General features: G+C 68.0%; 19 protein-coding genes. 4 read left to right on the forward strand and 15 right to left on the reverse strand.

The genetic code is table 11. The features are described 5' to 3' along the window. Positions 1-4 precede the first annotated feature (4 nt). Genes nusB through RHCRD62_RS17425 form a run of 3 tightly spaced genes read right to left on the reverse strand, consistent with a single transcriptional unit; the run spans position 5 to position 2,195 of the window. Entirely contained in the window at positions 5-505 is a 501-nt protein-coding gene (gene nusB / locus RHCRD62_RS17415) for a transcription antitermination factor NusB (RefSeq protein ID WP_050066011.1), read from the reverse strand. A gap of 1 nt (position 506) precedes the next feature. Next, positions 507-1,070 (reverse strand): elongation factor P, encoded by a 564-nt coding sequence (gene efp / locus RHCRD62_RS17420; protein ID WP_050066012.1) that lies wholly within the window; start codon positions 1,068-1,070, stop codon positions 507-509. Between the two features lie 18 nt (positions 1,071-1,088). Further along, the gene (locus tag RHCRD62_RS17425; protein ID WP_050066013.1) at positions 1,089-2,195 is read right to left on the reverse strand and encodes a M24 family metallopeptidase; all 1,107 of its coding nucleotides are present in this window, start codon (positions 2,193-2,195) and stop codon (positions 1,089-1,091) included. Positions 2,196-2,319: 124 nt separating this feature from the next. On the opposite strand from RHCRD62_RS17425, the gene RHCRD62_RS17430 reads away from it, so the two are divergent. Then, the gene (locus RHCRD62_RS17430) at positions 2,320-2,943 is read left to right on the forward strand and encodes a B-4DMT family transporter (RefSeq protein ID WP_050066014.1); all 624 of its coding nucleotides are present in this window, start codon (positions 2,320-2,322) and stop codon (positions 2,941-2,943) included. Positions 2,944-2,957: 14 nt separating this feature from the next. On the opposite strand, the gene RHCRD62_RS17435 is transcribed toward RHCRD62_RS17430, so the two are convergent. Continuing rightward, positions 2,958-3,485: a RipA family octameric membrane protein gene (locus RHCRD62_RS17435; protein WP_157050973.1), complete on the reverse strand. Its 528-nt coding sequence runs from the start codon at positions 3,483-3,485 to the stop codon at positions 2,958-2,960. Between the two features lie 217 nt (positions 3,486-3,702). Here RHCRD62_RS17435 and RHCRD62_RS17440 point away from each other — a divergent pair, with 217 nt between their 5' ends. Continuing rightward, positions 3,703-5,115: a toll/interleukin-1 receptor domain-containing protein gene (locus tag RHCRD62_RS17440; RefSeq protein ID WP_050066015.1), complete on the forward strand. Its 1,413-nt coding sequence runs from the start codon at positions 3,703-3,705 to the stop codon at positions 5,113-5,115. 15 nt (positions 5,116-5,130) lie between these two features. Beyond that, complete coding sequence (locus RHCRD62_RS17445) at positions 5,131-8,805, forward strand: nSTAND1 domain-containing NTPase (protein WP_050066016.1); 3,675 nt, start codon at positions 5,131-5,133, stop codon at positions 8,803-8,805. 78 nt (positions 8,806-8,883) lie between these two features. On the opposite strand, the gene aroB is transcribed toward RHCRD62_RS17445, so the two are convergent. The 11 genes from aroB to RHCRD62_RS17495 all read right to left on the reverse strand — a co-directional run bounded on the left by aroB (position 8,884) and on the right by RHCRD62_RS17495 (position 20,316). Then, positions 8,884-9,993, reverse strand: coding sequence for a 3-dehydroquinate synthase (gene aroB / locus RHCRD62_RS17450; protein WP_050066017.1), 1,110 nt, complete (start codon positions 9,991-9,993; stop codon positions 8,884-8,886). Beyond that, a complete protein-coding gene (locus RHCRD62_RS17455) occupies positions 9,990-10,556 on the reverse strand; it encodes a shikimate kinase (RefSeq protein ID WP_050066018.1) in 567 nt (188 codons plus the stop codon). Before RHCRD62_RS17455 ends, aroB begins: the two co-directional genes overlap by 4 nt. Further along, the gene (gene aroC / locus RHCRD62_RS17460; protein ID WP_050066250.1) at positions 10,553-11,740 is read right to left on the reverse strand and encodes a chorismate synthase; all 1,188 of its coding nucleotides are present in this window, start codon (positions 11,738-11,740) and stop codon (positions 10,553-10,555) included. Before aroC ends, RHCRD62_RS17455 begins: the two co-directional genes overlap by 4 nt. 43 nt (positions 11,741-11,783) lie before the next feature. Further along, positions 11,784-12,209, reverse strand: a complete 426-nt coding sequence (locus tag RHCRD62_RS17465; protein WP_050066019.1) for a prepilin peptidase — start codon at positions 12,207-12,209, stop codon at positions 11,784-11,786. 58 nt (positions 12,210-12,267) lie between these two features. Then, on the reverse strand, positions 12,268-13,146 hold the full coding sequence (locus RHCRD62_RS17470) for a shikimate dehydrogenase (protein WP_253277362.1): 879 nt from the start codon (positions 13,144-13,146) through the stop codon (positions 12,268-12,270). Beyond that, the gene (gene mltG / locus RHCRD62_RS17475) at positions 13,136-14,365 is read right to left on the reverse strand and encodes an endolytic transglycosylase MltG (RefSeq protein WP_050066020.1); all 1,230 of its coding nucleotides are present in this window, start codon (positions 14,363-14,365) and stop codon (positions 13,136-13,138) included. Before mltG ends, RHCRD62_RS17470 begins: the two co-directional genes overlap by 11 nt. Next, on the reverse strand, positions 14,362-14,889 hold the full coding sequence (ruvX, locus tag RHCRD62_RS17480; RefSeq protein WP_050066021.1) for a Holliday junction resolvase RuvX: 528 nt from the start codon (positions 14,887-14,889) through the stop codon (positions 14,362-14,364). Before ruvX ends, mltG begins: the two co-directional genes overlap by 4 nt. Further along, positions 14,886-17,552, reverse strand: coding sequence for an alanine--tRNA ligase (gene alaS, locus RHCRD62_RS17485; protein WP_050066022.1), 2,667 nt, complete (start codon positions 17,550-17,552; stop codon positions 14,886-14,888). Before alaS ends, ruvX begins: the two co-directional genes overlap by 4 nt. A 138-nt stretch (positions 17,553-17,690) precedes the next feature. Next, positions 17,691-18,329 (reverse strand): cytochrome P450, encoded by a 639-nt coding sequence (locus RHCRD62_RS26455; protein ID WP_253277382.1) that lies wholly within the window; start codon positions 18,327-18,329, stop codon positions 17,691-17,693. Next, entirely contained in the window at positions 18,215-18,832 is a 618-nt protein-coding gene (locus tag RHCRD62_RS26460) for a cytochrome P450 family protein (RefSeq protein ID WP_253277363.1), read from the reverse strand. The genes RHCRD62_RS26455 and RHCRD62_RS26460 overlap by 115 nt, the downstream gene beginning before the upstream one ends. A 47-nt stretch (positions 18,833-18,879) precedes the next feature. Next, positions 18,880-20,316, reverse strand: coding sequence for a replication-associated recombination protein A (locus RHCRD62_RS17495; RefSeq protein WP_050066023.1), 1,437 nt, complete (start codon positions 20,314-20,316; stop codon positions 18,880-18,882). 127 nt (positions 20,317-20,443) lie between these two features. Between RHCRD62_RS17495 and RHCRD62_RS17500 the strand changes: the two genes are divergently transcribed. Then, positions 20,444-22,084 (forward strand): alkaline phosphatase D family protein, encoded by a 1,641-nt coding sequence (locus RHCRD62_RS17500; protein WP_050066024.1) that lies wholly within the window; start codon positions 20,444-20,446, stop codon positions 22,082-22,084. Positions 22,085-22,115 lie beyond the last annotated feature (31 nt).

Genomic DNA, 22,115 nt, shown 5'->3' on the forward strand with positions numbered 1-22,115 from the left:
GCGTTCAGCTCTCGCCGGAGGTCTCTCGGTCGACCGGCGTCTGCGCCGTCGCCGCTGCAGCGGCACGCACCTGAGGTGCGACCAGGACGACCTGGCCGAGGATCCCGTTGATGAATCCCGGCGACTCGTCGGTCGAGAGTTCCTTCGCGAGCTCGACCGCTTCGTCGACGGCGACCACCGGAGGCACATCCGTCGCGTGGAACAGTTCCCACACCGCGATCCGGAGAATCGCACGATCCACGGCGGGCAGACGCTCGAGCGTCCAGTCCTGCAGATGGTCGGCGATGACCCGGTCGAGCCGGTCCAGGTTCTCCGCGACACCAGTGACGACGGTGACCGTGTACGGGTTGACGGGTGCGACGGTGTCGTCCTTCGAGGACAACGTCACCCGCTCGGCCGCGAGGTCCACCGGGTCGAGATCACGCGCCTCCGCCTCGAAGAGGAAGTCGACGGCGCGCTTGCGGGCCTTGTGCCTGGCCCCGAGCTTCTTCTGGCTACCGGACACGCTACGAGTTCACGCGGCCCAGGTAGTTGCCGTCACGGGAGTCGATCTTCAGCTTGTCGCCCGTATTGATGAACAGCGGAACCTGGACCTCGGCGTCCGTCTCCAGCGTGGCCGGCTTGGTGCCACCGGTGGAGCGGTCGCCCTGCAGGCCCGGATCGGTGTGCTTGACGACGAGCTCGACGGTCACGGGCAGCTCGACGAACAGCGGCGCGTCCTCGTGGGTCGCGACCTGGACCTGCATGTTCTCCAGCAGGAAGCGCGCGCCCTCGCCGACGGTTGCCTCGTTGATCGAGATCTGGTCGTAGGTGTCGCCGTCCATGAAGACGTAGTCGCTACCGTCGTGGTACAGGTACGTCATGTCGCGGCGGTCGACGGTCGCGGTCTCGACCTTGACGCCCGCGTTGAAGGTCTTGTCGACATTCTTGCCGGAGAGCACGTTCTTGAGCTTGGTGCGCACGAACGCGGGACCCTTGCCCGGCTTGACGTGCTGGAACTCGATGATCTGCCAGAGCTGGCCCTCGATCTTCAGTACGAGCCCGTTCTTGAAATCACTGGTGTCAGCCACTGGCTTCGTGTCTCCTTATTAAACGATTGTCAGATCTTTGCTGGTGAGCGTGAGGAGCTCCGGCTCCTCCTCGCGAACCACGAGAGTGTCCTCGATCCGGACGCCTCCGCGTCCCGAGAAGTACACCCCGGGCTCGACGGTCACCGCAGCACCGGCTAGTAGTGTACCGGCCCCGGCCTTGCCGATTCCCGGCGCTTCGTGGATCTCGAGGCCGACGCCGTGCCCGAGACCGTGCAGGAACAGCTCGCCGTAGCCCGCTGCCTCGATCACCGAACGCGACGCCGCATCCACCTCGGCCAGCGGGGCACCCGGCGCCAGCGCCGCGCGTCCGGCCGCCTGTGAGCGCGACACCAGGTCGTACACGTCACGCTGCCAGTCGGCCGCCGACCCCAGTACGTAGGTGCGGGTCATGTCCGAGTGGTAACCGGCGACGGTGGCACCGAAGTCGAGTTTGACGAAGTCGCCCGACGCGAGCACCGCGTCGGTGGGCCGGTGGTGCGGAATCGCCGAGTTCGCACCGGCCGCGACGATCGTCTCGAACGAGATGCCGTCGGCGCCGTTCTCGAGCATGAGGAACTCCAACTCGCGACCGACCTCGCGTTCCGTCCGTCCCGGCCGCAGCCCGCCGCGTTCGATCAGCGCGGCGAGTGCCACGTCGGCTGCTGTGCACGCGCGCCGGAGCAGACCGATCTCGTGTTCGTCCTTGACCTCCCGCAGGCGTTCGACCACGCGGGGGCAGCGGGTCAACGTCAGGTTCGGCGCAGCGTCGCGCCATCCCGCGAGGGCGTCGACCGTAACGACGTGACTCTCGAATCCGGCTCGCACACCTGGGCGGTCGGCGAGCGTGCGGATCAGCGCGGCGGCGCTCGCCCGGTCGATGATCGCCCGCAGGTCCGGCACCTGTTCCCCGACCTGGGTGACGTAACGACCGTCGGTGCAGACGACGGTGCCGTCCTCCGCGCCCGGCTCGTCGGCGGCGTCGACGACGAGCGCCGCGTTCGATCCCGTGAAACCGGTGAGGTACCGGATGTTGAGGAGGTCGGTGACGATCAGGACGTCGAGTTCGCGGTCGGTGAGCAGGCGGCGCAGTGCGGCCCGCCGGGCTCCGTGATCTGCAGTGGACATGGGCCCAAACGTACGACAGCCGGGCACCGACTTCGTGCGGAAGGCGACTGTGACCGGATGATGTCCGTCACCGTCGATGTCGGTTGCGTCACGCCACGAACGTGACCCTCGTTACGCTGTGGGTATGAACTCCTGGATTGTTCGTGGACTCGGCATGACCTTCGTGCATGTCGTCACCCGGGTCGCGCTGGGCGTCGCGGTCGCGGCCTGGCCACTGCACGGGTCGCTGATGAGGTGGCTCGGCCTGGCCGTCGTCGTGCTCGCCGCCCTCGTGTGGGCCGGTCTCGACGGTATCCGCGACGCTCGTGCGCACCCGTCGGAGCGGGAGGAAGCCGACCTGACGATGACCTGGCTCAAGGCCGGTGCAGTCGCGGGTCTGCTCTCCGGTGCACTGTGCTGGCTCATCGGGTCGGTCTCCGACGTCTCGCTCGGCGAGAACTCGCTGTTCTTCGAGCTCACCTCGGGTGCGGCGTTCACCCTGCTGCTCGTGTTCGTCCCCGCGATGCTGGCGGTCGCGGTCGGCCGATTCATCGCTCACCGAGACGCACAGAAGAACGAGGCGACCGAGGATCGGACCGCGGCACCGGTCCCGGTCGGAGTCGGCGCAGCAGGCGGCGACGAGTGGGCACACGAGGACGACGGCTACGGATTCGCCGAGGGCCCGTACTCGGACCCGGCCACCAGCGCGGACGGCTACCCCGACGACGCACCGACCGAGGCGTTCCGCGCCGTCCGACCCCAGGAATAGCCTGGGACTTCAATTCACGCGAGCATCATGGCGACGAAGCCCGCGACGTACAAAAGCGCGAAGAGGACTGGAATCCACTTCTCGAGATGGGCGAGTGGCCAGTACCGGGACCGGTCTGCGCCCTCGCCCAGCGCCCACCATTCGGCGCGCCAGAATGGGGAGGCCGGGAGTCGTTCCTCGAGGGCGCCGACGACCCGATACTTGGCGCTGTTGAGCAGCCGGTAGCTGCGCACCAGGTAGAACCAGGCGGCGCACTGGCCGAGTACCGCGACCAGTGGAATTGCCAGCCACGATCGAGTGCCCTCAGGGGCAGCCTCGCCGAACGTGGCGACGACGGTGACTATGCCGGTGTTCAGCGTCAGGAAGAACGAGTTCGCGAGTCCGCGGCGGGCGCTGATGCGGTCTGCCATCTCGACGTAGAGCCGGTATTGTTCGAGCACCGCGGCCTCGACGGTCATGACCTTGCCGTCGGGCCGCGTGTCATGTGGTGCGTCGTTCCAGAGTCGGTCGCGGAGCTCGGACTGACTGTCTCGGCCATCCACGCTGCACCTCCTGGGGTGTCGCCGCGCCTTGCTCGCTGTTCCATTCTCCCGCGCCAGCCGGTCCGACATGCCAGGAACCCTCGCTCGAGTTCCCGCCTATCCGACTCTTCGGAGCCCGCTCGCCGCACCTGCCACGCATGCATTCCGCATGAGCACTCTCGCAGTCGAGTAGTCGGCTACTCTGGCTGCGGCTCCGTCCGCCGAGCACCATGAATTCATGCCTCAGTTGTCCACCACGGACGCGAACGACGTCTTCTGGGAGGACCTCCTCTCCCATATCGGGGGTCGACTCCTGGTACCCGTCGTCGGTCCGGACATGACATTGGTCAAGGTCGGCACCACCGAGGAGCGACTCGGAACACTCATCGGACGGCGCTTGGCCGATCGCTATCGCCTGCCACCGGGGTCGACCACGATGGGTGACGCGGTGGCGGCCTTCCTGCACGAGCGCGGCCGGGATGAGATCGAGCGACTGTACCGCGTCATCAACGACATCATCGCCGAGGTGGATCCCGTTCCCGGAGACGCGCTCCGGAACCTCGCCGCGATCGACAATGTTCCCCTGTTCGTGAGCACCACCCCGGACCGGTTGCTCGCAACCGCGGTGAACGACGTCCGGTTCCACGGCCGCCCGGGTGTTCGGGAAGTGTCGTTCTCCCCGAATCAGAGCACGAGCGAACAGTCACGCAACTCGGAACCAGCGGAGAGTACCGACACCGTCGTTCTGAACTTGTTCGGCCAAACGTCGTCGACGCCCCAGTACGCGATTCACGAGGAAGACCGACTCGAGTGGCTCCACTCATTGCTCAGCGACGCGGCGAGCCTTCCCGATTGGCTCGACTATCCGCTGAAGCACCATCCGTTGTTGTTCCTCGGATGCGAAATACCGGACTGGCTGGGACGATTCCTGCTTCGCATGTCCAGCAACTCACGCCTGTCGCTGGAACGCAACCAGCAGTTCTTCTTCGTCGGCAAGTCCATCTCGCCCACACTGTCGAACTTCTTCGCGACCTACTGCCGTAGGACGATGGTCCAGCAGTTGGACATGGAGCCTTCCGAGTTCGTCGTGGAGCTGCGCGCACGCTGGGAGCGTCGGACCGCGAGCAGGGCGCGTCCGCCGCTCGACCAGACGGATCGTTCGCGGGGAGTCGGCTCCACCAGTTCACCGTCGTCCCCTCCGACCATCTTCATCAGTTACATGAGGGAGGACGCCGATGCCGCCCGGCGGCTCTACGACGCGATCGACGGCCTCGGCGGAGACGTGTGGCTGGACGAGCGGCAGATCAGCCCGGGCGATGAGTGGGAGAAGGAAGTCCTGGCGAGAATTCACGGAACCGTTCGATTGTTCGTCCCGGTCATCTCACGCAACACGGAGGCCGAGGACGAAGGCTACGTCTTCCGGGAGTGGCTGGAGGCGGCGGATCGCTCGCGCTCGATTCCACGCCGGAGATTCATCGTCCCGGTTGTCATCGACGACGACTACGAGGGTGACGCGAGGCGATACCAGCAGATTCCGGAAGAGTTCAGCCGCTTGCATTTCGGTCGGGCTCCGGGAGGCGACCCGGATGCCGAGTTGCTCGATGTGCTGACTGCCGAAATCCGCGCCATGCGGCGCACCAATGCGGCCTGACCGACGGAGCATGCCATGCAGCTCGACAGAGACAACCCGTGGCCTGGGTTGGCATCATTCGAAGAGGACGCGCAGGCCTACTTCTTCGGGCGCAACCGTGAAATTGGAGCGCTGGGAAACCACGTCCTCGACTCGCCCGTCACCGTCCTGTACGGCCGTTCCGGCCTAGGCAAGACGTCCCTGCTTCAGGCGGGACTGTTTCCCGTCCTGCGTGCACGCCACCTGCTGCCGATCTATGTTCGGTTCGATTTGAAGCCGGACGCGGCACGACTCGTCGACCAGCTCCGACACGCTGTCTGCGATTCGATCCGGGCCCAGGCGCCTGACGCGGTCCTGCCCTCGGAAGGCGAATTACTCTGGGAGTACCTGCATCGCAAGGACTTCGAGCTGTGGAGCGCGCAGAACTATCCGCTCACCCCCGTGATCGTCCTCGATCAGTTCGAAGAACTGTTCACCCTGGGCGAGCGAGTTCCCGACCTCGTTCGCGAGTTCAGGGACGATCTCGGCGATCTGGCCGAGAACCGCATACCCGCAGACCTGGCCGCACGGATCGAGAACGACGAGGGCGTGGCTGCGCGATTCGACCTGCGGTCACGCACGTCGAAGCTGTTGATCAGCCTGCGCGAGGACTTCCTCCCCGAGCTCGAAGGCTGGCGACAGCTCATTCCATCGCTGGGACGCTCACGAGTGCGCCTGCTGAACCTGCGCGCAAGCGACGCCCTTGCCGCCGTGCACGAACCAGCGGCGCACCTCATGACAGAGCCACTGGCTCGCCGGGTGGTCGCCATCGTCGCGGGCGAAGACCTGCACCGCGGCCACGACACCGCCCACTCCGAGTCCGATCATCCCCACGATCACCGCGGCGAATCGGACGTGGAACCCGCACTGCTGAGCCTGTTCTGCCGCGAGCTCAACGAGGAGAGGAAGCGACGTGGGCAGCCGCAGTTCGACAAGCAGCTCGTCGAGGACGCCAAACGCGACATCCTGTCGAACTACTACTCATCGTGCGTCAATGGGATGCCGCCCCGCGTCGCGCGCTTCATCGAGTCCGAGCTGATCACCGAAAAGGGTTTCCGCAACAGCTACCCCCGCGAGGACGCGGTGCCGTCGCACCTGACGGATGACGAACTCACCCGGCTGATTCAGTCGCGGCTGCTCCGGATCGAGGAGCGCTACGGCGCGCAACGGATCGAACTGACCCACGATGTGCTCACGCGTGTCGTGCGAGAACACCGTGATCGCCGCCGTGTGCAGGAGGAGAGTGCAGCACGCGAGGCGCGCCACGCCGCGGCGCAGCAACGCCAGCAGGCCGCGCTCCGCGACGCCCATGAGCGCCAACGGGAAGCCGAGAACTACGCCCGCGCGCTGCGCAAACGCTCCCGCACCCTGCGCGCGGTACTGGCAGGCACCGTGATCATCGCTGTGCTGGCCGTCGTCGCGGCGCTTCTCACTTGGCGGGCATACGACGAGGCCAATACCCGCAAACAGGAGGCGCTCGGCGAACGACTCGCTTCGGAAGGGCAGGCGATCCTCTCTGGCGGTCAACCAGGCAGTGAACTTCCCGCGTTCGTCAAGGTTATTGCTGCACAGAATCTTTCACCGCAAGCCAACGTTGGAGGACTGCGCCTGGCGGTCGACGGTTGGTCGAACCTTGACGAGATATATCCGAACTCGGGCATGTTCAGCCGCATCCTCAGCGGCGACGGTCAGCGCGTCGCGAACACCGACGACGATGGCGTTCATCTGATCGACACCCGAACGTGGATGCCGGTCGGCGCTCCGGTCGACAATCCGGCCGCGTATGCCACTGCGATCGACTTCAGTGGCCGCTACCTCACGATCTTTGACAGCACCGACAAAACCACTGGCGTGTGGGACACCGACACCGGAGATTACATCGGGCAACGGGTGCCTGGCGGAACCACAGTTGGCGAAGCCGCTGTCAGCATGGATGGGCGTCGGGTTGCAGTGAGCGACGACCAAGGATTGCGGCTGTGGGACCCCAAGACGGGGCAGCCGGTTGCCACATTGACAACCGATCCCGGCATCAGCGTCACCGCACTGGCGTTCAGCCCCGACGGACGTCGACTCGCTACAGCCACCAGCGACCGCGAGGGCACAATCCAACTGTGGGATGCCGAAACCGGAGCTGCGCTTCGCGAGACATCGCAGTTCCGCGACGAAGCAATCCGCGACTACGACTTCGTCTCAAGCCTCGCTTTCAGTCCGGACGGGACCGTGGTCGCCGCTGGCGGATTTACAGTAGGTGTTTCGTCACTGAATGGCGGAACGCCACTAAGGATATGGAATGCCGACACCGGCGAATTGATTGGAGCACCCGCAGCAGGCGACTACGGCCTGATCTGGTCCCTAGCGTTTAGCCCCGACGGCCACCATATCGTTACCGGTAGCACCGACAAAAGCGTGCGACTGTGGGACGGGGCCACAGGTCAGCCGACTGGCAATCAATTGCGCTTTCAATCACCGGTGGAGCATGTCGCATTCACGAAAGCGGAGGACTCGCTAATTGCAGTGACCGATGAGTCCGTTCAGAAGCTGGATGGACAACTCGATGAGCAGCTGCTCGTAGAGACGGCGGGCAGCAAGGCCGCCCCACTAGACCTCGCTGACACCCTAGGTGTGGATACCACCACAGATGTACCTCAGATCGTGTTCACGCGGGACAACTCAAGACACCGTTTGAATGCCGACACCGGGGAGCACATCAGCACCTTCACGAACGACACGCTCCGGTCAGTCCGGACGCAAAGCGGCAAGGCTGCGGACTGGAGTCGCGACTATCGATGGCTCGCCATCGCCGGAGAGGACAACGCGATTCGTATCCTCGACACGTCAAACGGACGACCCGCAGGCCAGCCCGTCACCGGATACAACGGAGCCGACAAAGGGTTCACGATCAGCCCCGACGGGAAGGTCCTCGCGTACACCAGCGATGACAACGCCGTGCGATTGTGGGACACGCAGAGAGGCAAACAGATCGGAGATCCGCTCTCCGGCGATGAAGCCGCGACCTACGAGGTCACTTTCAGCCAGGACGGCACCCACCTGTTCGCACGAGGCGACAGCTCGATCTGGGTGTGGGACATGACTATGCGGCCACCTTTGGGAGAGCAGGTCGCCGGTCGGGATAGTCCGACCTACTTCGACGACATGGCCGTGAGTCCCGACGGTCACCGAGTCGCAACTGCGACACTCCGAGGTGAAATTCAAGTATGGGACGTTGACAGCGGTGAGTCCATCGGCAAGCCCATGACGGGGCACAGCGGCATATCCGGCATCGTGTACAGCCCCAATGGCGACTTCCTGGCGTCGATCGGCGATGTGGGCACCGACGACACCCTGCGGTTCTGGGATGCCGAATCGGGCGAGCAAGTCGGCCAGCCAGTGGATACAGAATCCATAGGCGCTGCGGGCTCGGTGGAATTCGGCAAGGACGGACAGACTGCCTACATCGTTGGACTGCCTGTGACGCTGACCGGCAGCGGGCCAACTGCCGGGAGCCCCGCGGTCTGGCAGCTTCCCGCGCCGGCGGCGTGGAAGGACGTGCTGTGCGAGAAGCTGGTCGCCAACCCGAGCGAGGAGCAGTGGCGGGAGTGGGTCTCTCCCGACGTCGAGTACAAGGAACCATGCCCCGGCAAACCCCGAGCCGCCGACACCAGCAGTGAATGAGGCACGACCTGCGGAAGGGAAGTCGCGGGGCTGACACCCCGCGACCCCACCTCCCGCCCGCAGCGGCGTGCGAGCCCGCTACAACAGCACAGTTCCGGTGTTCCCGCCGGACTCCCGGCCGATCGCGGCGTAGGCGGCGGCGAGCAATGTCGGGTCCGGACCCTCGAGGCGGCTCGGCTTGGCGAGGCCGTCGAGCACGACGAACCGCAGCATGCCCGCGCGGTTCTTCTTGTCGGTCTGCATCCCCTTGAGCAGGTCCGAGAACGCGTCGGCGTCGTAGCTCGTCGGCAGGCCGATGGACTCGAGGATCGCGCGGTGCCGGTCCGCGGTGGCGTCGTCGAGTCGTCCGGCCAGCCTGCCCAGCTCGGCAGCGAACACGAGTCCGACCGACACGGCAGCGCCGTGGCGCCACCGGTACTTCTCACGACGTTCGATCGCATGGCCGAGGGTGTGCCCGTAGTTGAGGATCTCGCGCAGGCTCGACTCCTTGAGGTCCGCGGCGACAACCTTCGCCTTGACCTCCACCGAGCGGCGGATCAGTTCGGGCAACACCTCGCCCGTCGGATCCAGCGCAGCCTCCGGATCGGCCTCGACCAGGTCGAGGATCACGGGGTCGGCGATGAACCCGGTCTTGATCACCTCGGCCATGCCGGCGACGATCTCGTTGCGCGGCACCGTCTCCAGCGTCGCGAGGTCGATGAACACGGCGGCCGGTTCGTGGAACGAGCCGACGAGGTTCTTGCCCGCATCGGTGTTGATGCCGGTCTTGCCACCCACGGCGGCGTCGACCATCGCGAGCAGCGTGGTCGGCACGTGCACGACCTTCACCCCGCGCATCCACGTTGCGGCGACGAAGCCGGCGAGGTCGGTCGCGGCACCGCCACCGAGGCTGACGACGGCGTCGCTGCGGGTCAGCCCGATCCGCCCCAGAACCTCCCAGCAGAACCCGGCGACCGCCAGATCCTTGCCGTCCTCCGCGTCCGGGATCTCGATGCTGTGGGCATCGACACCGCGTTCCTTCAACGCCGCCTTGAGGACGTCCGCGGTCTGCAGCAGCGTCGGCTGGTGGATGATCGCGACGGTCCTGGTCCCGGCCAGCTGGTCGACGATGTCACCGAGCAGTCCGCGCCCGATGATCACCGGGTACGGGCTGGCCGACTCGACCTGCACGCGCACGGGTTCGCTCACTGTGTGCCTTCTTCCTTCGATGAGTCGGGGTGCGTCGTCGACGGATTCGGAGACTGGGCTGCACCCAGTCGCGTGACGAGTTGCTGCACGAGGCGGGCGGGACTGCGGCCGTCGGAGCGCAGCCGAATGGTCGCGACCTCCCGGTAGAGCGGCCTGCGCCGCCGCATCAGCTCTCGGTACTTCTGCCGCGGGTCGCCGCCGTTGAGCAGCGGCCGGCTCGTGTTCGCGCCGGTCCTGCGCAGTCCCTCGGCGACGCTGATCTCCAGGTACACGACCGTGTGCCCGGCCAGGCGGGCACGCGTCGCATCGGACAGGATCGCGCCGCCACCGAGCGAGACGACGCCGTCCTGTTCGAGGAGCGCACGGCGCACGACGTCCTCTTCGATCTCCCGGAACGCCGGTTCACCGTCCTCGGCGAAGATCTCCGGGATGCTGCGCCCGGTCTCGTGTTCGATCGCGGCGTCGGTGTCGAAGACCTCGACGTCGATCGCCCGAGCCAGGCGCCGCCCGATCGTGGACTTGCCCGCGCCGGGCGGCCCGATCAGGACCGCACGTGGAGTCACCGTGCCAGCCGCTCCCGCACTGCCGCGAGGTACCCCTCGACGTTGCGCTGGGTCTCGGCGGCGGAGTCGCCACCGAACTTCTCGAGCGCGGCCTGCGCGACGACGAGCGCGACCATGGACTCCGCGACGACGCCCGCTGCGGGCACCGCGCAGACGTCGCTGCGCTGGTGGATCGCGACGGCCTCGTCGCCGGTCGCCATGTCGATGGTGGCCAGCGCCCGCGGCACCGTGGAGATCGGCTTCATCGCCGCGCGCACGCGCAGCGCCTCGCCGTTGGTCATGCCGCCTTCGAGTCCGCCCGCGCGGTTGGTCGACCGCAGGACACCGTCGGGTCCGGGCTTCATCTCGTCGTGCGCCGCGCTGCCGCGACGTCGGGCGGTCTCGAAGCCGTCGCCGACCTCGACGCCCTTGATCGCCTGGATGCCCATCAGGGCAGCCGCGAGGCGCGAGTCGAGGCGGTTCTCGCCGCTGATGAACGAGCCGAGTCCGATGGGCAGTCCCTCGATCACGACCTCGACGACACCGCCGAGGGTGTCGCCGTCCTTCTTGGCGGCCTCGATCTCAGCGATCATCGACTCCTCGGCCGCCTTGTCGAACGCGCGAACGGGGCTGGCGTCGACGGCGTCGAGGTCGTCGGCGTGCGGGGCGGGGCCGACATAGGGCTTCGAGGCGCCGATGGAGATGACGTGCGAGACGACCTCGACACCGAACACCTGGCGGAGGAAGTTCCGGGCGAGGGTTCCGGCAGCGACGCGGGCCGCGGTTTCGCGAGCACTGGCGCGTTCGAGCACGGGCCGGGCGTCGTCGAAGCCGTACTTGAGCATGCCCGAGAAGTCGGCGTGGCCGGGCCGCGGCCGAGTCAGCGGGGCGTTCCGGGCGAGGTCCTTGAGCAGTGCCTCGTCGACGGGGTCGGAGGCCATCACGGTCTCCCACTTGGGCCACTCGCTGTTGGCGACCTCGATCGCGACGGGTCCGCCCATGGTGCGGCCGTGCCGGACGCCGCCGACAACGGTGACGACGTCCTTCTCGAAGCTCATGCGGGCACCGCGACCGTAGCCGAGGCGGCGGCGAGCCAGTTGGGTGGCGATCTCGTCCGAGGTGATCTCGACCCCGGCGACCATTCCGTCGACCATCGCGACGAGGGCGGGACCGTGGGATTCTCCAGCAGTTATCCAGCGCAGCACGTCGACCATCATTCCACGGGCCGACCACTGCAATGCACACCGGTCACAGCGTCAACGCGGCGAGCGTCGCGAAGCACATCGACGGTCCGTGCGGCAGGTCCTCGACACGACGCCCGGCAACCCGCAGGACACAGCCCACGAGGGCGGTCAGTGCGAACGCTCCCACTGCCGCGGCCAGCCACACTGCCGACCCGGCCGTTCCCGTCGCGGCGCCGAGGCCGAGCGCGAGTTTGACGTCGCCGCCGCCCATCGACGCCGGTGACGCGAGATGCATAAACAGGTACACGCCTGCCAGCAGCAGTGCGCCCACGATCGCAGGGCGCAGCTCACCGCGCAGACCGGCAACGCCGACGATCGCCACTGCACCCGACAGCGTCACCGCGTTCGGTAGGCGTCTCGTCCTCAGGTCGGTCACGCTCAGCCACACACACCACACGGCGAGCACCGCGAATTCCCACATCTCCCCCATGCGGTGCACGCTGCCACACCCGCGCGCACCGACCGGCGCGGTGACCTGGCGTTACGTATCAGCCTGTGGATGAACGACGCGGGAGCACAGCGGCCATGGCGTCGCGGGGCGCGGGCCTGCCCGTGAACTGCTCGACCTGGCCGAACGCCTGGTTGAGCAGCATCCGAAGACCGTCGACGACGGTGCCGCCCGCGGCGGCGACAGCGGACGCGAGCGGGGTGGGCCAGGGATCGTAGATCGCGTCGAACACCACCGGCGCCTGCGCAACGGCGGACGCATAGGGGGCGATCGCGTCGGCGGGCACCGTGCTCACCACGACCGCGGCGTCGCGGCACGGGGCCGACAGTCCGTCGAAGTCCTGGTACCGGGCGCGCACGCCCATCACCTCCGCACAGGCGAGGGTGTCCGCGGCGCGGTCGGCCGAGCGGGCAACCACCGTCACCTCGGCGACCCCGAGGTCGGCGAGTGCACGCAGCGCAGGTCGTGAGGTGCCGCCCGCGCCGATGACGACGCCACTCGACCCGCTCAGGTCGACGACCCCGACCTCGGCGAGCGCGCCCGCGACGCCGTCGACGTCGGTGCAGTCCGCGCGCCAGCCGCCCCCCGAACCGCTGTCACCGATGCGGACGAGGGTGTTCGCGGACCCGACCTGCACGGCCCGCTCGGTCCGTTCGGTGGCGTGGGCGAGCGCGGCGAGCTTGCCCGGCATCGTCACCGACAGTCCAACCCACTCCGGCCCGAGCCCGTCGACGAGCGCGGGAAGCTGCTCGCCGGTGCACTCGATGCGCTCGTAGGTCCAGTCGGTCAGTCCGAGCGCCCGGTACGCGGCGAGGTGCAGGTCGGGTGAGCGGGAGTGCTCGATCGGCTTGCCGAGGACCGCCGCGCGGCGCGGCCCGCTCACCGTGTTGTCGTAACCCGTCACGTTGTCAGCGACCACTGCGCAGGATCCCACTTTCCACGGCCTTCTTGCTGTTCTCCAGGTGCTCCTCGTAGCTGTGGGTGAACAGCGTGGTGCCCTGGTCGTCGATGGTGACGAAGTACAGCCAGTCCCCCGCAGGCGCGGTTTCCACCGCCTGGACCGCCGCGATGCTCGGTGACGAGATCGGGGTCGCGGGCAGGCCTTCCTTCGCGTACGTGTTCCACGGTGTGACGGTGGCCCGGTCCTGGTCGGTGGTGGCGAGTTCGGTGGTGTCGAGCGCGTAGTTGACCGTCGAGTCGAACTCGAGCTTCTGGGGCACGGCGAGACGGTTGACGATCACTCGAGCGACCTTGCCGAAGTCGGCGGGCAGCGACTCCCGCTCGACGAGCGAGGCCGCGATCAGCACCTCGTAGGGGTTCAACCCCACGTTCGCTCCGGCGGTGGTGATGCCGGTCGACTGGTACTTCGCGGCGCTTCCGCCGACGAGCCCGCTGAGGATCTGGGTGGCGTCGGCGGCGGGATCGAAGTCCCAGCTGCCCGCGGCGATGAGCCCTTCGAGTTGACGGGACGCATCGGGCACCCTGCGCACCTGGTCGATCGCCCAGGCGGGCACCCCGAGCCCGACGAGGTCGGGGCTCGCGCCCGCAGCGTCGAGCTCGTCGACGGTGACGCAGTCGAGCCCGCCGGAGGCCCCCGGCAGGCAGCTCGCCTCCGAGATGAGCGTGTAGATGCCGCGTTTGACGGCGCCGGTGTTGACGTCGCGGGTGTCGTGCAGCTGCCTGCCCTCGGAGATCACCAGGGATCCGACTCGCGACGACGGGTCGACGAGCGTGGCGACGGCTTCGGCGGCCGGCAGTCGCGACTGCAGGTGGTAGTAGCCGGGCTGCAGCGATTGCATGTCCGGGTTCGCGATCGCGGCCTCGTAGAACGCGGAACTGCTTGCCACGACGTCCTTCTCGGCCATCTGTGCGCCGATCTGGGTCGCGGTGTCGCCCGCGTTCACGACGACGACCACCTCGGGTCCGGCTTCGCCAGACGCGTAGTCGGGGGCAGCTTTGCCACCGAGCATGTCGAACGCCACGTACCCGACGCCGCCGACGACGGCGAGGCCGACCACGACCGCCAGCGCGAGGAAGACCCCGCGACCGCGCTTGCGGCGGGTCACCGCCGCCTCCTGGGCTTCACGTGCACGACGGGCTTCGGCCCGGCTCACGTACTGCCGCTGGTCGTGCGTCACTCCGCGCCCTCCGGTTCGGTCACGTCCGGTCCCTCCGGTTGTGCGGCCTGCGCCGACCGCAGCGCCGCGCTTCGCTGATCGAGCCACCCCTGGAGGATCGCGACAGCTGCTGCCTGATCGATCACCGACCGCTGGCCCTTGGCCTTGACCCCGCTTTCACGCAGGGATCGCGACGCGGTGACCGTCGTGAAGCGTTCGTCGGTCATCCGGACCGGGATCGGAGCGATCCGTTCCCGGAGCTGGTCGGCGAACTTCACGGCCAGACCTGCTGCGGCGCCGCGTTCCCCACGCAGGGTCTGCGGCAGACCGACGATAACCTCCACCGCCTCGTACTCCTCGACTATCGCGGCGAGTCGCCGGAGGTCGGAGGTGTCGGCCCTGCTCTTGGACCTCGGTACGGTCTCGACCGGCGTGGCGAGGATACCGTCGGGGTCGCTGGCGGCGACGCCGATGCGGACGCTTCCGACGTCGATCGCGATGCGGCGACCCCGACCGGGGTCGCCGCTTCCGTCCAGGTCCGTCACCCGGCGATCTCGGCGACGCGGGCGCGGACAGCCGAGAGCGCTGCGGGAATGCCGGACGCATCGCTGCCCGACCCCTGCGCCATCTCGGGCTTGCCGCCGCCGCGGCCACCGATCAGCGGCCCGAAGGCGCCGACGAGGTCGCCGGACTTGACGCCCAGATCCAGTGCCGCCTTCGTGGCTGTCACGACGAACGGAACCTTGCCGTCGGCGGAGCCGAGCAGGACGACGACGGCGGCCTCGGTGCCGAACCGGCCGCGGATGTCGGTGGCGAGGGTGCGCAGATCGCCTGCGGGCACGCCGTCGGGTGCCTGCTCGGCGACGAGCAGCAGCCCACCGACGCGCTGCGCCTTCTCGACGAAGCCCGCCGCGGAGGCGAGCACCGCCGCCGCCTTGGTGGCCTCGAGTTCCTTCTCGGCGACCTTGAGCCGCTCGACGAGCTGCTCGACGCGGCCGGGCACCTCGTCCGACGGCACCTTCAGGGCGGTCGCGACGCCCGCGAGCAGTGCGCGTTCCTTGGCGAGGTAGCGGTACGAGTCGAGGCCGACGAACGCCTCGACGCGGCGCGCGCCGGAGCCGACGGACGACTCACCGAGCAGCGTGATCTGACCGATCTGCGCCGACGACTGCACGTGCGTGCCGCCGCAGAGTTCCATCGAGAACGGTCCACCGATCTCGACGACCCGGACCTCGTTGCCGTAGTTCTCGCCGAACAGTGCCATCGCGCCCATCTGCTTGGCCTTGTCCAAGTCGGTGACGAACGTGTTGACGGTGTGGTTGGCCGCGACGGCCTCGTTGGCGACGGCCTCGATGTCGGCGAGTTGCTGCGCCGACAGCTGGTTCTGCCACGCGAAGTCGAACCGCAGGTAGCCGGGCTTGTTCAGCGACCCCTTCTGCGTGGTGTTGGGGCCGAGCACCTGCCGCAGCGCGGCGTGCACCATGTGGGTTCCGGAGTGGCCCTGAGTTGCACCGGACCGCCACGCCGCGTCGACCTGCGCGAGGATCGCGTCCCCCTCGGTCAGCTGGCCTTCCTCGACGGTGACCTTGTGCACCCAGACCTTCTTGGCGATCTTCTGCACGTCGCGGACCCGGACCCGCAGACCCGGTCCGGTGATGAGACCGATGTCGGCGATCTGGCCACCGGACTCCGCGTAGAGCGGGGTGCGGTCGAGGATGACCTCGACCTCCTGCCCCGCGGTCGCGGTCGGGACCCGGACTCCGCCCGAGATGAGCGCGAGAACCGTTGCCTCGGTGGTCAGTTCGGCGAAACCGGTGAACTCGGTCTCGCCGCGGTCGACGAACTCCTTGTAGATGCTCAGGTCCGCGTGCGCGTGCTTGCGGGACTGGGCGTCCTCCTTCGCGCGCTTGCGCTGCTCGGCCATCAGCGACCGGAACCCGTCCTCGTCGACCGAGAGGCCTGCCTCGGCCGCCATCTCCAGCGTCAGGTCGATCGGGAAGCCGTAGGTGTCGTGCAGGACGAACGCCTCGCTGCCGCCGAAGACCTTCTTGCCCGCCGCCTTGACCTCGTCGGCCTCGGCCTCGAACATCTTCGACCCCGACGCGAGGGTGCGCAGGAACGCGGTCTCCTCGCCGACCGCGACACCGAGAATGCGGTCGAAGTCGGTCGCCAACACCGGGTACGACTCGGACATCGTGTCGCGGACGACCGTGACGAACTCGGCCATGCTCGGCTTCTCCGCGCCCAGCAGTCGAGCGGAACGCACGATGCGGCGCAGCAGGCGGCGCAGCACGTAGCCGCGGCCCTCGTTGCCGGGGTTCACGCCGTCCGCGATGAGCATCACGCCGGTCCGGGCATGGTCGGCGATGACGCGGAACCGGACGTCGGACTCGTGGTCGGTGCCGTAGGAGCGACCGGTCAGTTCCTCGGCCTTCGTGATCACGGGACGCACGAGGTCGGTCTCGTAGACGTTGTCGACGTCCTGGAGCAGGAAGGCGACGCGCTCTACGCCCATGCCGGTGTCGATGTTCTGCTTGGGTAGCGGCCCGAGGATCTCGAAGCTGTCCTTGCCGGTCCCCTCGCCGCGCTCGTTCTGCATGAACACGAGGTTCCAGATCTCGAGGTAGCGATCCTCGTCGGCCTCGGGGCCGCCCTCGACACCGAATTCGGGGCCGCGGTCGTAGTAGATCTCCGAGCACGGGCCGCACGGTCCGGGAACGCCCATCGACCAGTAGTTGTCGGCCATGCCGCGGCGCTGGATGCGCTCGTCCGGGATGCCGGCTTCTTCCTTCCAGATGTCGCGGGCTTCGTCGTCGTCGAGGTAGACGGTGACCCACAGGCGCTCGGGATCGAAGCCGTAGCCGCCATCCTCGACGCTGTTCGTCAGCAGCGCCCAGGCGTGCTTGATCGCGCCGCGCTTGAAGTAGTCGCCGAAGCTGAAGTTGCCTGCCATCTGGAAGAACGTGTTGTGCCGTGTGGTGACACCGACGTTCTCGATGTCGCCGGTGCGCACGCACTTCTGGACGCTGGTCGCGGTGTCGTAGGGCGGGGTCTGCTGACCGAGGAAGTAGGGCTTGAACTGCACCATGCCCGCGTTGACGAACAGCAGGTTCGGGTCGTCGAAGAGCAGCGAGGCGCTGGCCACCTCGGTGTGACCCGCCTTGACGAAGTGGTCGAGGAATCGCCTGCGGATCTCGTGGGTCTGCACCTTTGTTGCCCTTCGCGAGTGAACTGAACCTTGCCGTCGACGCCGCCGAGTGAGGCGAATCGACCATTCACAAGCTTAACTGTCGAGTCTGCGGGTTTTCTCCCGGCGGGTTTCCTCCGGGCGGGCTCGCGTCCCGGTTCAGGTCAGCCGGACCGGCAACCGTGACCAGCCACCTGCCGGACAGCGGGCCGGCACGGGCGCCTGCACTCCCGGTGCGATCACGATCGTGCCGGAGAACAGTTCCTCGAACAGCACCCGCAGTTCCAGTCGCGCCAACCGCGCACCCGGGCAGTAGTGCTTGCCTCGCCCGTAGACGAGGTTGTCGGCAGGATCGCGGTCGAGACGGAACTCGTCGGGGTCTCCGAACACCCGCGGATCGCGGTTCGCCGACATCCACACCACGTACACCCGGTCCTCGGCCTCGAGTGGAGTGCCTGCGATCTCGGTGGCGACGGTGACACGCCTGCGGCTCGCGACGAACGGCGAGTTCATCCGCTGAATCTCGTCCGTGGCGACGTCGAACAGCCCGGGGTCGGCGCGCAACTGCTCCTGAACGTCGGGGTGCCGCGCGAGGAAGCCCGCGACGACGCCCGCACTCGCCGCGATCGTGCCCAGTTCTGCGACCGACCAGTTCCGGATGATCGACACGATCTCCTCGTCGCTCAGCGGTCGACCGTCCAACCGTTCCTCCAGCAGCGCACCGGTCGGGTCGGTGGCGGGCCGTCCCCGTCGGGCGTCGAGTTGGGTGCGGATGTGGTCGTCGAACTCGACGGCGATCTCGGCCATCGCCGTGCGGTCGACGGCGAGGGTCGCGCGGCGGTTCTTCTCCGTCCACTCCCGCATCGGTGCACGCAGCGAATCCGGCCAGCCATGAACGCACACGTCGTGTCGTTCGCAAACGGTTCGGCCAGTTCCGCCATCAGATCCACGTCCACTCCGCGCGGCACGGCGGTGACGAGATCGGCGCAGATGCTGCGCAGCGTCGGTTCGAATCCGGCGATGGCGTCGTCGGTGAAGTAGCGGCCGATCATCGTCCGGTAGTCGCGGTGGGCGGCGCCGTCGAATCCGTTGGGAACCTGCAGGTGCCGTGACACGGCGTTGGAGTACGTCGCGGTGTCGTCGGCGACCGCAACGGCGTCGGCGTGCCCGAACACGGTCCAACTGTCATTGCCGTCATAGGCGATCGGACACCCCTCCCGCATCGCGTCGTACGACGCGACCTGGTCGGATTGCACCTCGTCGGACCGAGGCTGCCAGTCCGGTTCACGCTGTCGCGTCATCACGGATCCCATCGCCGAGAGGTGCGCCCAGTCTCACCCTCCCGAGGTCAGCCGCGCACGATACGACGCAGCTTTCCGACGCGTGTCGAGAGTTCCCGTTCACCACCGTGCGTGGTCGGCGCGTAGTAGTCGACGCCGACCAGTTCGTCGGGCGGATACTGCTGCGCGAGGACACCGTCGGTGGTGTCGTGCGGGTACCTGTATCCGATTGCGTTGCCGAGTTTCTGTGCGCCCGCGTAATGCCCGTCCCGCAGGTGCGACGGAACGGCACCCGCCTTACCTGCCCGGATGTCGGCTATCGCGGCGCCGAGCGCGGCCGTGACCGCGCCGGACTTGGGTGCGGTCGCGATGTGAATCGTGGCCTGCGCCAACGCGAGTTGCGCCTCGGGCATGCCCACCAGTTGCACCACCTGGGCGGCCGCGGTCGCGGTCTGCAGCGCGCTCGGGTCCGCCATCCCCACGTCCTCGCTGGCGTGGATCATCAGTCGGCGCGCGATGAACCGCGGGTCCTCCCCCGCGACGATCATGCGGGCCAGGTAGTGCAGTGCGGCGTCCACGTCCGAGCCGCGGAGCGACTTGATGAAGGCACTGGTGACGTCGTAGTGCTGATCGCCGTCGCGGTCGTAGCGCACTGCCGCCCTGTCGACGCTGGACTCGACGGCGGCGAGGTCGACGACAGCGCCTCCGTCGCGATGCTGGACGGCGCCTCCGTCGCGGTCGAGGACGGTGCCGGAGGCGGCCTCCAATGCCGTCAGCGCGCGGCGCGCGTCACCGCCTGCGAGCCGCACCAGGTGGCCCGTGGCTTCGTCGGTCAACGTCACCGCTCCACCGAGCCCGCGCGGGTCGGTGACGGCGCGATCGAGCAGCGTCCGGATGTCGTCGTCGGTCAGCGATCTCAGCTGCAGCACCAGCGAGCGTGAGAGCAGCGGCGACACGACCGAGAACGACGGATTCTCGGTGGTCGCGGCGACCAGGAGCACGATGCGGTTCTCGACAGCGGCGAGCAGGGCATCCTGCTGGGTCTTGGAGAACCGGTGCACCTCGTCGATGAAGAGGACGGTCTGTTCCCCTGCCGTGAGTCTGCGGCGGGCGAGGTCGATCACGGCGCGCACATCCTTGACGCCCGCGGACAGCGCGGACAGCGCCTCGAACCGGCGGCCCGTCGCGCGCGAGATCAGTGACGCGAGCGTCGTCTTCCCGGTTCCGGGCGGCCCGTAGAGCATGACCGACGCGGCTCCCGAACCCTCGACGAGACGCCGCAGCGGTGCACCCGGTTCGAGAAGGTGACCCTGCCCGAGGACCTCGTCGAGGGTCTCGGGTCGCATCCGGACGGCGAGCGGCGCGTCGGGGCGGGTCGGAGCGAGTCCGCCGGTGACCCCCGCGGAATCGGGCGGGGATTCGGGACGGGTGGTGTCGAACAGTCCGTCCTCTTCGGACCCGTGCGGTCCGTCCGTGCCGTCGCGGGGCCCCAGCCAATCGCTCACGGGTTCGAATCTACCCGGCGGCATGACCGACCCCGAAGGCGACGAGATGCCGAACACTCGGCGAACATCGGGCGTTCAGCGCGAATCTGGATTGAACGGGCGTCCAGATTCATATGTCATCCGAGGTATGCCGCAATTGAACCGTCGCGCGATGCTGCGCGGAACCACCCTGGCGACCGGCGCCGCACTGCTCGCTCGCCCGGCTGCCGCTGCCGCGCAGTCCGGAACCCCGTTCGTTCACGGCGTCGCCTCCGGTGACCCACTCCCCGATCGGGTGATCCTGTGGACGCGCATCACTCCCACCCCGGACGCCGTTCCCGGCTCCGGCCTCGGGGGTCCGGTGACCGTGCGCTGGGAGGTGGCGTCCGACGCCGGGTTCGGTTCCGTGGTCCGCTCCGGGTCGGTGACCGCGACGGCGGACGCAGACCACACCGTGAAGGTGGACGCCACCGGACTGCAGGCCGGCCGGTCGTACCACTTCCGGTTCGTCGCCCCCGACGGATCGCGGTCCCCGGTCGGTCGCACCCGCACCGCGCCGGCCGAGGACGCCGCGGTGTCGTCGCTGCGCTTCGGCGTCGTGTCCTGTTCCAACTGGGAGGCGGGCTGGTTCGCCGCGTACCGGCACCTGGCCGCACGCGACGACCTCGACGCGATCGTGCACCTCGGCGACTACCTCTACGAGTACGGCCGCGGCGAGTACGGCACCCGGGGCCGCTCCGTGCGCTGGCACGACCCCGCCCACGAGATCATCTCCCTCGCCGACTACCGGATCCGGCACGCCCAGTACAAGACCGACCCCGACCTGCAGGCGCTGCACGCGCGGTTCCCGTTCATCGTCACGTGGGACGACCACGAGACCGCGGACAATGCCTGGATCGGCGGCGCGGAGAACCACGACCCGGCGACGGAGGGCGACTGGGCATCTCGGTTCGCCGCGGGCAAGCGCGCCTACCTGGAGTGGATGCCAATCCGCGTGTCGGGAACCGAGCAGCCGCTGTACCGGCGGCTGCGTTTCGGCACGCTCGCCGAACTGTCGATGCTCGACCTGCGCAGCCACCGCGACCTGCAGGTGTCCGCGACGTCGAAGAACGTCGATTCCCCGGATCGGAGCCTCACCGGTCGCGCCCAGTTCGACTGGCTCCGATCGGGCATCGTGTCGTCGCCGACGCAGTGGAAGCTGGTCGGCAATCCCGTGATGATCGCGCCGATCCTGTTCCCACCCTTGGACACTCGCACCACGCAAGCCCTGACCGACATGGTGGGGCTGCCCGACTCCGGCATCCCGTTCAACGCCGACCAGTGGGACGGGTACACCGCCGACCGGCGTCGTCTGTTCGATGCAATCGCGGGCGATGCGGTCACCGACACCGTCTTCCTCACCGGCGACATCCACTGCTCGTGGGGTGCGGAGTTGCCGCTGAACGCGGCCGCGCAGCCCGCGGGTGTCACCGTCGGAACCGAGTTCGTGGTGCCGTCGGTGACCTCGCCGAACATCGACGACAGTCTCGGCGTTCCGCCGCGTTCGACCTCGCCCGCCGTCGAGGCGGCGTTGCAAACGACGAACCGGCACCTGCGATACGTCGAACTCGACTCGCACGGGTACGGCGTCCTCGACGTCGACGCGTCCCGGGCGCAGATGGACTGGTGCTTCCTCACCGATCCGACCGATCCGGGCGCGGGTGTGCGGGTGGGCGCGAGCTTCGCGACGCCGCACGGCAGTCAGCGACTGGCGCCGGCCGCTCCGCTTACGCCGGGAACTGCGCGGTGACCCTCGGGTCGCGCTGACCTGCACTCGGGGC

The sequence above is a fragment of the Rhodococcus sp. RD6.2 genome (genome assembly GCF_001040705.1).
Lineage (GTDB): Bacteria > Actinomycetota > Actinomycetes > Mycobacteriales > Mycobacteriaceae > Rhodococcus_G.